Source organism: Arenimonas sp., assembly GCF_044348765.1.
Lineage (GTDB): Bacteria > Pseudomonadota > Gammaproteobacteria > Xanthomonadales > Xanthomonadaceae > Arenimonas.
In genome coordinates this window covers 16,224-29,260 of the sequence record NZ_JBIKSE010000021.1, presented here as the reverse complement: position 1 = coordinate 29,260, position 13,037 = coordinate 16,224, and the positions used below count along the sequence as shown (strand labels likewise).

13 protein-coding genes are annotated in these 13,037 nt (G+C 55.9%); 6 read left to right on the top strand and 7 right to left on the bottom strand.

Annotated features, from left to right (window positions below; all coding sequences use genetic code 11):
* Positions 1 to 156: 156 nt before the first annotated feature.
* The 5 genes from ACIQ0Q_RS05100 to ACIQ0Q_RS05080 form a co-directional block, all read right to left on the bottom strand.
* Entirely contained in the window at positions 157 to 804 is a 648-nt protein-coding gene (locus ACIQ0Q_RS05100; protein WP_395771870.1) for a DUF2884 family protein, read from the bottom strand.
* 68 nt (positions 805 to 872) lie between these two features.
* Positions 873 to 1,841 carry a hypothetical protein gene (locus ACIQ0Q_RS05095; RefSeq protein ID WP_395771869.1) on the bottom strand — a complete coding sequence of 323 codons (969 nt, stop codon included), beginning with the start codon at positions 1,839 to 1,841 and terminating at the stop codon, positions 873 to 875.
* The gene (locus ACIQ0Q_RS05090) at positions 1,838 to 2,695 is read right to left on the bottom strand and encodes an ABC transporter ATP-binding protein (RefSeq protein WP_395771868.1); all 858 of its coding nucleotides are present in this window, start codon (positions 2,693 to 2,695) and stop codon (positions 1,838 to 1,840) included. The genes ACIQ0Q_RS05095 and ACIQ0Q_RS05090 overlap by 4 nt, the downstream gene beginning before the upstream one ends.
* Positions 2,692 to 3,057, bottom strand: coding sequence for a GntR family transcriptional regulator (locus ACIQ0Q_RS05085; protein ID WP_395771867.1), 366 nt, complete (start codon positions 3,055 to 3,057; stop codon positions 2,692 to 2,694). Before ACIQ0Q_RS05085 ends, ACIQ0Q_RS05090 begins: the two co-directional genes overlap by 4 nt.
* A complete protein-coding gene (locus tag ACIQ0Q_RS05080; protein WP_395771866.1) occupies positions 3,057 to 3,305 on the bottom strand; it encodes a hypothetical protein in 249 nt (82 codons plus the stop codon). Before ACIQ0Q_RS05080 ends, ACIQ0Q_RS05085 begins: the two co-directional genes overlap by 1 nt.
* 136 nt (positions 3,306 to 3,441) lie before the next feature.
* Between ACIQ0Q_RS05080 and ACIQ0Q_RS05075 the strand changes: the two genes are divergently transcribed.
* From ACIQ0Q_RS05075 to ACIQ0Q_RS05055, 5 genes are all read left to right on the top strand, one after another.
* Positions 3,442 to 3,993 (top strand): glutathione peroxidase, encoded by a 552-nt coding sequence (locus tag ACIQ0Q_RS05075; protein ID WP_395771865.1) that lies wholly within the window; start codon positions 3,442 to 3,444, stop codon positions 3,991 to 3,993.
* Positions 3,994 to 4,068: 75 nt separating this feature from the next.
* Positions 4,069 to 4,881, top strand: coding sequence for an FKBP-type peptidyl-prolyl cis-trans isomerase (locus ACIQ0Q_RS05070; protein ID WP_395771864.1), 813 nt, complete (start codon positions 4,069 to 4,071; stop codon positions 4,879 to 4,881).
* A 27-nt stretch (positions 4,882 to 4,908) separates the two neighbouring features.
* On the top strand, positions 4,909 to 6,252 hold the full coding sequence (locus tag ACIQ0Q_RS05065; RefSeq protein WP_395771863.1) for a UDP-glucose dehydrogenase family protein: 1,344 nt from the start codon (positions 4,909 to 4,911) through the stop codon (positions 6,250 to 6,252).
* 2 nt (positions 6,253 to 6,254) lie between these two features.
* Entirely contained in the window at positions 6,255 to 6,470 is a 216-nt protein-coding gene (locus ACIQ0Q_RS05060; RefSeq protein WP_395771862.1) for a SlyX family protein, read from the top strand.
* A gap of 4 nt (positions 6,471 to 6,474) precedes the next feature.
* On the top strand, positions 6,475 to 7,065 hold the full coding sequence (locus ACIQ0Q_RS05055; RefSeq protein WP_395771861.1) for a DUF2058 domain-containing protein: 591 nt from the start codon (positions 6,475 to 6,477) through the stop codon (positions 7,063 to 7,065).
* Here ACIQ0Q_RS05055 and metH read toward each other — a convergent pair whose 3' ends face one another.
* On the bottom strand, positions 7,066 to 10,800 hold the full coding sequence (gene metH, locus ACIQ0Q_RS05050; RefSeq protein ID WP_395771871.1) for a methionine synthase: 3,735 nt from the start codon (positions 10,798 to 10,800) through the stop codon (positions 7,066 to 7,068).
* On the bottom strand, positions 10,800 to 11,729 hold the full coding sequence (locus tag ACIQ0Q_RS05045; RefSeq protein ID WP_395771860.1) for a metalloregulator ArsR/SmtB family transcription factor: 930 nt from the start codon (positions 11,727 to 11,729) through the stop codon (positions 10,800 to 10,802). The genes metH and ACIQ0Q_RS05045 overlap by 1 nt, the downstream gene beginning before the upstream one ends.
* A 117-nt stretch (positions 11,730 to 11,846) precedes the next feature.
* On the opposite strand from ACIQ0Q_RS05045, the gene ACIQ0Q_RS05040 reads away from it, so the two are divergent.
* A complete protein-coding gene (locus ACIQ0Q_RS05040) occupies positions 11,847 to 13,007 on the top strand; it encodes an acyl-CoA dehydrogenase family protein (protein ID WP_395771859.1) in 1,161 nt (386 codons plus the stop codon).
* Positions 13,008 to 13,037: the final 30 nt, after the last annotated feature.

Below are 13,037 nucleotides of genomic sequence, written 5' to 3'. Positions count from 1 at the left end.
AAAACCGGCCAGTCATCGATGTAGCCAAGGAAATGACCGATTTGAGCCTTGCCGAGTTGAGGGTGCTGCTTGATCCGGCGCGGCTGACCACTAAAGGGGTTTGATGGCTATAAAAAACCCCGGCAGGCCGAGGTTTTTTCGTTCAGCAAAATCCGATTAGGGTTTCGGCGCTGTTTCGGCGTTCTGTGTCGATTCACCCATATTGATGTTGATGCTGTCCGCGGCGAGCACACTGCAGCCGTCCTTGCCTTGTTCCACGGTCATCGATTCAGGTTTGAACTGCGGCAAGGTTGTGGTTAGTTTTGTCTCGATGGCTTGCAATTCAAGCGCGCTGGCACAGAGTTTATCGGCGACGCGCTCGATATTGCCGGCCTTGGCTTCCACCGCCTTCTCGATTTCGGTCCCGTTCTTGCCACTGATGATGCCGCCGATGGCGCTGCCGATGGCCTGGGTTGCCAATTTTGCACTTTCCTTGCCGATTTCCAAACCCTGCATCGCGATCTGCTTGGTCGCGGCATAGTATTGTTTGGTGAGCTCACGTTGTTCCGTGCTCAGCGTCACCGCTTGTCCGGCAATGCTGAGATCGCCGTTTGCAGTGATGGTCGCCGTTTCACCATCCTGCATCATGACGGTGATGTCGGTCAGGTCGGCTTTGGCTTCGGCAATGGCCTTGTTCATGTCGGTTTCGATGCCTTTGGCGACGTCGGCTTTGATGCCTTCGACGGTCTGTCCGGTGTTGTCGGCATTGCAGGCGACGAGCATCGCGGTCAGCAGAGCCAGCGGCAGAAAGCGGATGGTTTTCATGGTCGGATCGTTCCTGTGAATGGTTAGGGGGAAGCCGGGACGGAAAGTCCGCACCGGCACATGACATCTTAGCCTTCGTCGCGGTAGCGGCGCATCGTGACCGCGCCGGCGAGGAAGGCCAGGCCGATAGCTACGCCAATCCAGAGGTTGGCTGTACCCAGCAGACTGTAGGTATTGGCGAGTAGCACGCTGATGGCATTGTCCGGATTCATGTTGCTGTTGGTTTCGGCGACCTGGCCGAGCCACGATCCAGGAAACACGCTGCCCAGGCCGCGGGCCACAATGATTTTCCAGTAGCTTTCCAGCACGAAGGGAGTGCCGGCAAGGGTGTTCACCCAAGTCAGGATGACGCCACCGACCACCGGGACACCGACTGCCCACAGGAAGGGTTTGGTCTTCGCCCAGCTGGACACGAACATCAGATAGCCGACGGTCGGCAGCGCCCACAGTACATAGACCGGGATGAAGCTGAAGATCTGCGCGATGACCAGATAGAAGTTGGTATCGCCCAGCACCAGGCCGAACAGGTTCAGGCCATGGAACGCCGCCAGCACCATTAGGGTGAACAGGACCACCAGGGACAGCGCCAGAGCGAAAGCAATGGCAATTATCGGGCCGACCACCAGGGCCGTCAGGGCCTTGGAAACCACGGTGTCGCGGTCGGAAACCGGCAGCGATTTCCAGAACAGGATGCTCCGGTCCTTGCGTTCGTCATAGAGACAGCCGAGGCAGTAGAAGAACACCACGAAGCCGAGCGTGAACATCAGCGGCATGGCCACGGCCGGATAACCGACAGCCAGGCCTTTGGCGAACTCGATCTTCTGCGGATCGGAGATGTCGTTGAGGGCCTGCTGCAGGTTGATGGCGGCATTGTTGCCATCCAGATGGAAGCTGTCTTGGCTGCCTGCCACGGTCGCAAGCAGCATGGAACCGATGGTCAGCAGAGCCAGAAGCCCGGAAACCACCGCCGGCGCCCAGAAGTAGCCGCCTATGTGTTCCCAGTATTCGCGTTTCAAAAGCCATTTCATGCTGTTCATGCGTAGGTTCCTTTCATGGTGGCGACAAACAGATCGGCAATTCCCGGAGTCTTCAGGTCGCCCAGGAGCGCTAGGGTGGAGCGGTTGATGCCATCGAACAGGAAAACGGTCTTACCGAACACCGAGCGTTCATCGATCGGACCCAGGGCCTTTGCGGCGGCGTAATGTTCGGAGCCGACCATGACTTCGGTAAAGCGTTCGGCGATTTCGTCCATGCTGGTATTCAGGGTGATTTTTCCTTCACGGATGAAAATCAAATCGCTCAGAATATGTTCGATTTCCTCAACCTGGTGGGTGGTCACGATGATGGTCTTGCCTTCATCGAAGTATTCCTCCAGCAGATTTTGGTAGAACTGCTTGCGGTAGAGGATGTCCAGACCCAGCGTCGGCTCGTCCAGCACCAGCAGCTTGGCGTCAATGGACATGACGATGGCCAGATGCAGCTGAACGATCATGCCTTTCGACATTTCCTTGACCTTCATGGCCGGCTTCAGCTTGGTTTTGGCCAGGTAGGCGTCGGCCTTACTGCGGTCGAATTTGGGATGTGTTCCCTCAACAAAATCAAGGGCATCACGGACGCGCATCCATCGGGGGAGTACGGCCACATCGGCAATGAAACAGACTTCCTTCATCAGATCATCGCGTTGGGTGCGTGGATCGAAACCGAGAACTTTTAACTCGCCCTCGAATGGAATCAGGCCGAGGGCCGCCTTCAGCGTGGTGGTTTTGCCCGAGCCGTTGGGGCCAATCAGGCCGACGATGCGACCCGGTTGAATTTCGAGATTGATATGGTCGACCGCGGCCTGTTTGCCGTAATGTTTACTCAGCGCGGTAGCGTGAAGGACGCTGCTCATGCTTGTTCTCCCTTATTGGATGCGAATAAATGTTCAGGCTGCAGGCCCAGGCGCTTGATGCGGGCCACGATGAGGGGCCATTCGTCCTGCAGGAAGCGCTGTTTTTCGCTGGACAGCAGCTGGTCTTTGGCGTTTTCGCTCATATACATGCCGAGGCCGCGGCGTTTTTCCACCACTTTTTCATCGGCCAGTTCCTGAAATGCGCGGGATACGGTAATCGGGTTGAGCTGGTATTCCGCGGCAATTTGCCGGACCGAGGGTAGGGCCTCGCCAGGTTTGATGTCGCCGTCCAGCATCATACCGACCAGTTTGTCTTTCAGTTGGCGATAGATCGGACTGTTGTCACTCCATTGAATGCTCATCAGCGGGCTCCTGTCGACAGCCTGGATTTACCGAATGAGAAATACGGAGTCTTGAATAGACGCTTGGCTTTCTTGGCGGCTTGGTTCTTGTCGGTATCGGCTTGACTCTGTACCGCGGTTTGTGCACCAGCCGATGAAAAACCGGCTGCGGAAGGGCTGGCAGGCTTCTCTCCGCTGAGGCAGCCCGCAAACACCAGCAGACCCGAAAGTGTTAGGCTGATGAGCGTGTTTTTCAGTGAGATTGTCATGGGGCACTCCGGCAGTGTATGTGTTAGGTGTTGTAGATAACTATAACAGTATATTTTTCGATGTCAACAAGAAATTCATCATGTACTGGCTAATCGCGTTATCATTCCATTCAGCAATAACATCGAGGGGAAATTTATGAAAATTAAATCAATAAGATATATCGTATTTGCTTTATTGATTGGCTCCGCTGTGGCTAACGCCAAAACCGATGTTTTAGCGCACCAGTACCGGACATTAGCGGGAAAAGAGCAGGTTAATTTGAAGAAAGCTTACTCGGGTAAGGTATTGTTGGTGGTCAATACCGCCAGCAAATGCGGCTATACCCCTCAATTCGAGGCGCTCGAAGCCCTGAATGCCAAGTATAAGAGCAAGGGATTCGCGGTTCTGGGATTCCCTTCCAATGATTTCATGGGTCAGGATCCTGGCAGCGAAAAGGAAATCAAGGAATTCTGCACCTTGACCTATGGTGTCAAGTTCCCGATGTTCGAGAAGGTGCATGTCAAAGGGAATGACGCCACCGGAATTTACCGCGATTTCAAAGCGGTCACAGGCGACCAGCCGGGCTGGAATTTCCACAAATTCCTCATTGACCGCAAGGGCAACGTCATCGGCAGCTTTCCCAGCAAAGTAAAACCCGATGATGCCCAACTGGTGGCCAAAATCGAAGCGGCCTTGGCCGCCAAGTAAGTTTCAAAAGTTTCGTTTGCCCTGAGCCGCTTTTGCAAGGACAATAGTGGCTTCTCAATGTGGAGTAGATTTCCGATGAAGTTCAAGCAACCCGTGGCGCTGGCGCTGGCCGGCGTCCTGATGTGCGTCAGCCTGTCCGCCTGCAGTAAAGACGAGAAAACCGAAGAAGCCGGTAAATCGGCCGATGCCATCACCAGCACTGCTGCCGGTTCGGAAACCGTCAAGGGTCTGTCCGGAATGAACTCCGAACGCAAGCAGGTCAGCTACATGATCGGCATGGACATCGCTAAATCACTGAAAGAAATCGAACAGGAGATCGACATCGATCTTCTGACCAAGGGCATGCGTGATCAAATGGGTGATAAACCACTGGTCAATGACGCGCAGCACACCCAGATTCGCGAGGCCTTCAGCGTCAAGTTGCAGGCGCATGCTGAAAAGGTAGCTGCTGAATTGCCGAAAAAGAATCTTGAAGCGGGCAAGGCTTTTCTGGCCAAGAATAAAGGTGCTCCGGGCGTGATAACCACTGCAAGCGGCCTGCAGTATCAGGTGCTGCGCCAGGGGTCCGGTCCGAAACCGGGAGCAACCGACATCGTCAAAGTGAACTACAAAGGCACCCTGCTGGACGGCCAGGTGTTCGATAGCTCTTACGAGCGTAATGAACCCGTCGAATTTCCGCTCAATGAAGTCATTCCAGGCTGGAGCGAAGGTGTTGCCTTGATGGGAACGGGTTCGAAATTCAAGTTCTGGATTCCGAGCGAGCTGGCTTATGGCGAGCAGGGTCCGCAGAGCATCGGTCCGAATGCGACCTTGGTGTTCGAAGTCGAACTGCTGGAAACCAAACCGCGTCCGGCCGGCGAAGCCCCGCAGATACCCATCGGCCAATAACCGCTCGTTTTAAGCCAGGGGTGCTGCATGAAAGTTACTGTATTCGGTACCGGGTATGTCGGGTTGGTCACTGGAACCTGTTTGGCCGAAATGGGCAATCAGGTGGTGTGTGTGGATATCGACAGTGCCAAAGTTGACGGCCTGAATAAGGGGCAGATTCCGATTTTCGAACCGGGCCTCACCCCGCTGGTGGTGCAGAATCACCAGGAAGGCCGTCTCCAGTTCACCACTGATGCCGAATCCGCGGTGGCACATGCTGACATCATCTTCATTGCCGTGGGAACCCCGCCGGATGAAGATGGCAGCGCTGATCTGCAGTATGTTCTGGCGGTGGCCGATACCATCGGCCGGCACCTGACGCATTATGCGGTTGTGGTCAACAAATCGACGGTTCCGGTCGGTACCGCGGACCGCGTTGAGGCGGGTATTGCTGTCGTATTGGCTGCCCGTAATGCCGATATTGACTACGATGTTGTGTCTAATCCGGAATTCCTGAAGGAGGGTGATGCGGTCAAAGACTGTATGCGTCCTGACCGAATTGTCATCGGATCAAAGTCGATCAAGGCGCTTGATCTTCTCAAGAAACTCTATGCGCCGTTCAACCGCAATCACGATCGCATCGTCGCCATGGATGTACGCTCAGCCGAGCTGACCAAGTATGCGGCCAATGCCATGCTCGCCACCAAGATAAGCTTCATGAACGAGATGGCCAATATTGCCGAACATGTCGGTGCCGACATCGAAATGGTCCGCCATGGCATCGGTTCCGATCCGCGCATCGGTTATAGTTTTATCTATCCCGGTGCCGGTTATGGCGGATCCTGTTTTCCCAAGGATGTGCAGGCGCTTGAACGCACTGCCCGCCAGTACGGATACGAGGCCCATATACTGGCTGCCGTCGAGGCGGTCAATGAGCGCCAGAAAGATAAGCTGTTCGAGCTGATCAGCCGTCACTTCCAGAAAGGCTTGCAGGGTAAAACGTTTGCGGTCTGGGGCCTGTCATTCAAGCCCAACACCGATGACATGCGCGCTGCGTCCAGTCGAAACCTGCTTGCCAGTCTGTGGAACGCCGGTGCCAAGGTCCAGGCATTCGATCCGGAAGCGATGCATGAAGCCGAACGCATTTTCGGTCAGCGTGACGACCTCATTCTGGTGGGAACCGCCAACGCCGCACTGCAGAATGCCGATGCCTTGGTTGTGGTTACCGAATGGAAGAATTTCCGCAGCCCCGATTTCGTCCAGCTCAAGCAGCAGCTGTCGGCGGCCGTAGTGTTCGATGGCCGGAATATTTACGATCCGGAAACGGTCGAACAGGCCGGTATTGCCTACTACGGTATCGGCCGCGGTCGCAGCATCATCCGGAACAGCTGATCATGTCCGGCAGTCCCGAGGACCGTATCGCCGAGCTTGAAATGCGCCTGAGTTTCCAGGAGCATGCCCTCGGTGAGTTGAGCGATGCCCTCGCTGAATCGCGCATGGCGGTTTACCGCCAATCCGAGCAGCTTCGCCGCGCGCTCGATGAGCTGAAGGCCCTGCGCAACATGGTTCCCGGCGACTCCGGAACCGAACCGCCGCCGCCCCATTATTGAGCCTATGAGCAACTCCCTGAAAGACCAATTGCTCGGTCTCGGTTTCAAGCAGGCGCTGAAACCCGAACGCAAGCCCGAGACATCGGTTCGTCCGTCTTCCAAGACGGTCCAGCCCAAAACGACCGATCGCACAAGGCATGGTGGGAAGCCGAAGCCGCACCTGAACCAAGAAGAAATCGATCTGGCTAAGGCCTTTGCCCTCAGAGCCCAGCAGGAAAAGCGTGAGCGGGACGCGGCGGAACAGGCCAAACAGATCGCTGCCCAGCAGAAAAAAGCCGCCAAAGAACAGGTCGGCAAGCTGCTTGATGGCGGTATTCTGAATGCCGACGATGCCGATATCGCCCGGCACTTTTCCTACGGCGGAAAAATTAAGCGCATTTACGTCACTGCCACGCAACTGACCGCGCTCAATGCCGGTGAGCTAGGCGTGGTTCAATACAATGGTCGTTATTGCCTGACCGCCCGCGAAACCGTTCTGGCGGTGCGTGTACTGCTGCCATCCGTGGTCGCCCTGTATTGCGACGGCAATGAGGAAGCTCTTCCGGAGGGCTATGACGATCCGAAATTCCAGGTTCCAGATAATCTCATCTGGTAGTCATTCCGGATCGTAGTCCAGATTCGCTGCTAGAAACTTTTCGGCCTGGGCCAGTGTGATGTCCTTGCGCTGCGCATAGTCGACCAGTTGGTCGCGTCCGAGTCTGCCGACCACGAAATACTGGCTTTGCGGGTGCGCGAAATAATAGCCGCTGACCGCGGATGCGGGATGCATGGCGAAATTTTCGGTCAAATGCAGATCAATCGCAGTTTCGGCGCCGAGTAATGCGAATAGGCTTCGCTTCTCGCTGTGATCGGGACAGGCGGGATAACCCGGAGCTGGTCGAATGCCTTGATAGTGCTCTTCGATCAATGCGTCATGGTCAAGGGCTTCATCATCGGCGTAGGGCCAGAATTCCGTGCGGACTTTGCGGTGAAGCCATTCCGTACAGGCTTCGGCAAACCGATCGGCCAGGGCCTTGAGCAGGATAGCGGAATAATCATCGTGTTCTTGTTCGAATGCACGTGCCCGGGCATCTACACCCTCACCACAGTTGACCGCAAAAGCGCCGATGTAATCTTTCTCCGGTGCGATGAAGTCCGCCACACAAAGATTCGGCCGGGACTCTGGTTTCTGCGCCTGTTGTCGAAGGAAGTGCAGCCGGTATGAACCGGTCTCTGTTTCGAGCTGTACATCCTCGCCTTCACTTCGAGCCGGCCAAAAGCCGATGACCGCGCGTGCACGCAGCCATTTTTCGGAAACGATCCGTGCCAGCATGTCCTGTGCATCGGCGTAAAGTGCACGCGCCTGGCTACCAACAACGTCATCGTCCAGGATAGCGGGATACCTTCCGGAAAGCTCCCAGCTCTGGAAGAAAGGCGTCCAGTCGAAGTAGGGGGTCAATGCATCCAGCGGGATGTCATCCAGTATTCGTGTGCCAGTAAATAGGGGGGCAGCGACTTCATGGCAGTTCCAATCGATGCGAAGGGCATTGCTTCGCGCGGATTCGAGCGTGACCAGCGCCTTGGCATCGGATTTCAGCGAATGCCTGAACCGAATCTGGGCATATTCATCGGCAATATCCTGTAGCTGCGCCAGGTTCTGCTCGGGAGAGCAAACGGCAGCGGCGACGCCGACGGCCCGAGAGGCATCCTTGACCCAGATCACCGGTTGGTCATGGTGGGGGGCGATTTTGAGTGCGGTATGCGCCCGCGAGGTGGTTGCGCCACCGATCAGAAGGGGCAGGGCAATGCCCTGGCGTTTCATTTCCTTGGCAATATGGCTCATTTCCTCCAAGGAAGGCGTAATCAGTCCAGACAGTCCGATGGCGACTGCCTGGTGCTCGATGGCGGCATCGATGATTGTCTGTGCCGGCACCATAACGCCAAGATCGATGATTTCAAAATTATTGCAGGCCAGCACCACGCCGACGATATTTTTGCCAATATCATGGACGTCCCCTTTGACTGTAGCCATGACGATGCGGCCATTAGAGCTGCCCGTGCTTCCGGTTTCCTTCAAGGCTTCAATATGCGGAAGCAGCAGTGCGACCGACTTCTTCATGACCCGCGCCGATTTGATGACTTGCGGCAGAAACATTTTACCTGACCCAAAAAGATCACCGACCGTGTTCATGCCGCGCATCAGGTGCTGTTCGATGACATGCAGAGGGTGTTCGGCAGCTAAACGGGCTTCTTCTGTATCGATTTCGACATACGCATCTATTCCGTGCACCAGTGCGTGTGCAAGCCTGTCTGCAACCGGCCAGTCGCGCCATGCCAGTAATGCCGGATCTTCTTCGGTGCGCGCCGATTGAAAGGCGGCGGCACGTGCCATTACCTTTTCGGTTGCATCGGGATCCGTGTTCAGGACCAATGCTTCCACCAGAGAGCGCAGCTCAGGGTCGAGGTCATCGTACAGCGGCATCCCACCGGCGTTTACGATACCCATGTCGAGACCAGATCGAATGGCGTGATACAGGAATACGGCATGTATGGCTTCACGCAACGGTGTGTTGCCACGGAAGCTAAAACTGACGTTAGATACCCCGCCGGAAACATGCGATAGCGGGAACCGCTGCCGCAGTTCGCCGGCGGCTTCGATGAAGGCGGCAGCATAGCTGTTATGTTCACTGATGCCGGTGCCGATGGCGAAAATATTCGGATCGAAAATGATGTCTTCGGGAGCAAAGTTGAGACGTACAGTCAGTAGCTCATAGGCTCGGCTGCAGATGGCGACCTTGCGTTCCAATGTTTCGGCTTGTCCGGTTTCATCGAAAGCCATGATGACCACGGCCGCGCCGTGGCGGCGGATCAGATCGGCCTGCCGGAGGAATTCGGGCTCGCCCTCTTTCAGCGAAATCGAATTGACCACGCATTTGCCCTGGACCCATTTCAGGCCGGTTTCGATCACCGACCATTTCGAAGAGTCGATCATCACCGGCACGCGGGCGATATCCGGCTCAGAGGCGACCAGGCGCAAGAAATGGCTCATCGCCGCCTCCGAGTCCAGCATGCCATCATCCATATTGATGTCAATGATCTGTGCGCCGTTGTCGACCTGCTGTTTGGCGACCGATAGGGCCTTGTCATATTCCTGTTGCACCACCAGCTTCTTGAATTGCGCGGAACCGGTGACGTTGGTGCGTTCCCCGACATTGACGAAGTTGATGTTGGGAGTAATCACGAAAGGTTGAAGGCCGGACAGTCGTGTCAGTGCTGGAAGTTTCGGAATGGCGCGAGGGCTGGCGCCGGCAACGGCATCCGCGATGGCCCGGATATGTTCAGGGGTTGTACCGCAGCAGCCGCCGACGATGTTGAGCAGGCCTGAATGCGCGAACTCGCGCAATTGCTCCGCCATCTGATCGGGGCTCTCGTCATAGCCACCGAATGCATTCGGCAGGCCGGCATTTGGATGACAGGAAATGTAAGTGTCGGCGGACTCGCTGAGCACGTCCAGGTGGGCGCGCAAGTCTCTGGCGCCCAGCGCGCAATTCAGACCAACGGCCATCGGTTTGGCATGCCTTAGCGAATACCAGAAAGCTTCAGCGGTCTGGCCGGACAGGGTCCTCCCCGAACGGTCGGTGATGGTGCCAGAAATCATCAGCGGCAAACGCCAGCCACGAGAGAGGAAGACCTCGTCTATGGCAAACACAGCGGCTTTGGCATTCAGGGTATCGAATACCGTTTCCACCATCAGAATGTCAGCGCCACCGTCAATCAGGCCGTTTGCGGCCTCCCGGTAATGATCGCATAGCGTGTCGAAATCAGTATTGCGAAAGGCAGGATCGTTGACATCAGGGCTGATGGAGGCAGTCCGTGAGGTCGGTCCGAGAACGCCGATGACGAAGCGGGGGCGGTCCGGTGTTTCCGCGCTGATGGCATCGCAGGCGTCCCTAGCTAAACGCGCTGAGACCCGGTTCAGTTCGTAGGCAAGATGTTCAAGTCGGTAATCCGACTGCGAGCTTTGGGTGGCGTTGAAGGTATTGGTTTCGATGAGGTCGGCGCCGGCGAGCAAGTATTGCCTGTGAATTCCGGAAATCACATCCGGACGGGTTATTGAAAGCAGATCGTTATTGCCTTTCAGGTCCTTGCCGCACCCGCATTCGGCATGATGGGTATGGTCCGAGGCATGGAGGATATCGAAACCATCCTGAAAGCGTTCGCCACGGTAATCCGCCTCTTCCAGGCCATGCGACTGAATCATTGTGCCCATGGCGCCATCCAGAATCAGGATGCGCTGGGAGAGCGCGTTTTCAAGCGCGCTGACACGCGCCGGGTCTTTCCAGGGAAGCATCATGGCTTCACCGCCAGCAGCATGACAATTTCGAAATGCGGTGCCCGGCGCTCGCGGCTGACGATTTCACAATGCTTCAGCCTCAATCCCGCTTTCTCGGCGAACCGGATCAACTCTTTCTGGCTGAAGCCCAGATTTTCATGCCCATAGGGTTCTACGGCACTGCGATGGCCATGCTTCAGCAGACAGCTGAGCAGCAGCTGGCCCCCGGTTCGCAGCGTCCGGGCGGCCTCCTCGATGGCAAGAGCCGGTTTTTTCGAATAGGTCAGGGCATGTATCATCAGCACCAGATCGAATTGCGGCCCTGCAAATGGCAGCGCGTGCATGTCGGCGTTCTGCACGGAAACTGAAGGCCACTTCTTGAGGCGCTCGGTGGCCGCGGAAACCACTTTCGGGCTGGAGTCGATGCAGACATAGCGTTTGGCATAGGGGGCGAACAGCTCGGCCAGTACGCCGTCCCCGGAGGCGATATCGAGCACCTCACCAGGATCGATAAGGGGCAACGCGGTGCGTGCCAATGCTTCCCAGGTGCGTCCTGGAGAGTAATGCCGCTCCATGTCGCCGGCAACCGCATCCGGCCAATTTTCATCATCGGCGCGCTGGGCAAGCACGACACTTAGACGGTCGAAATCCTGACGCAGCAAGGGGTCATCGGTGCCTGCCCGTAGCGATTGCCATAGTCCAATCTCAGCCGGGTCCAGATCCTTGTCGTTGAATCGGTAATAGGCACTGACCCCTGAGCGTCGATCCCTGACCAGATCAAATTCCTTCAGCTTGGCCAGATGCGTGGAAACCCGAGGTTGGGCCAAACCGGTTATGGCGGAAAGTTCGGCCACGGTAAGCTCTTCATGCTCGAGCAGGGCAAGGAGCCTGACCCGTGTTGGGTCGGCGAGGACTTTGAGGCATTGCGACCAGGAGTCAAGATTCATGGCATATATCCTTATATCAGGATATAAAGATATATTTTTTTTGGAGCCATGGCAATACATACGTATGCGCTAAGGGGGTAAAATAGCAAATCGTAAATTTTTCCTGTCGAGGATGATATGGATTTTAACTTCACCGAAGAGCAATTGATGATCCGGGATGTGGCGCGTCGCATTGCACAGGAAAAAATCGCCCCCAGTGCCGAGCACTTCGACCGGACCGGTGAATTCCCACTGGAAAACATTCAATTGCTGGGTGAAAACGGACTTATGGGTATCGAAGTTCCCGAAGCTTACGGCGGTTCCGGCATGGACCCGATCAGCTATGTGCTGGCCATGATTGAAATTGCCGCCGGTGACTGTGCCCATTCCACCATCGTCTCGGTCAATAATTCGCTATTTTGTAACGGCATCCTCAAGTTCGGTACCGAAGAACAAAAGCAGTTGTATGTTCGCGCCGTTGCCGAAGGACGTGAAATCGGTGCCTTCGCCCTGACCGAGCCGCAATCCGGTTCCGATGCCACCGCGATGCGTTGCCGTGCGGTCAAGCAGGATGATGGCCGGTTCGTGATCAACGGCAAGAAGAGCTGGATCACCTCCGGTCCTGTTGCCAGGTACATCGTGCTGTTTGCGATGACCGATCCGGAAAGGGGCGCCAAAGGTATCACCGCATTCATGATTGACACCGCCAAGCCCGGCTTTTTACGCGGCAAGACCGAACCCAAGCTCGGTATCCGCGCTTCGGCCACCTGCGAAATAGAATTCCAGGACTATGTCGCCGAGGTAGATGAGGTTCTCGGCGTGGAAGGGGAGGGTTTCAAGATTGCCATGGGCGTACTGGACGCGGGACGTATCGGTATTGCCTCGCAGGCGGTAGGTCTTGCGCGTGCGGCCTACGAAGCAGCGGTATCTTACGTCAAAGAGCGAAAGAGCTTCGGCCAGCCCATTGGTTCCTTTCAGATGATCCAGGCTAAGATTGCCGACATGAAATGCCGTCTCGATGCTGCGGAGTTGCTGACCCTGCGTGCGGCTTGGGTCAAATCGAATGCAGAGCGCAATGGTGGGCGATACAGCACCGAGGCCTCTGTCGCTAAACTAAGTGCCTCCGAAGCTGCCATGTTCATTACCCATCAGGCCTTGCAGATTCATGGCGGAATGGGCTATTCCAAGGAAATGCCTCTCGAGCGTTATTTTCGTGATGCCAAAATTACCGAGATTTATGAAGGCACCAGTGAAATCCAGCGCTTGGTCATTGCCCGCAATGAAACCGGTCTGCGCTGAAGCCATTCGACGCTATTTTTATAGAAGATT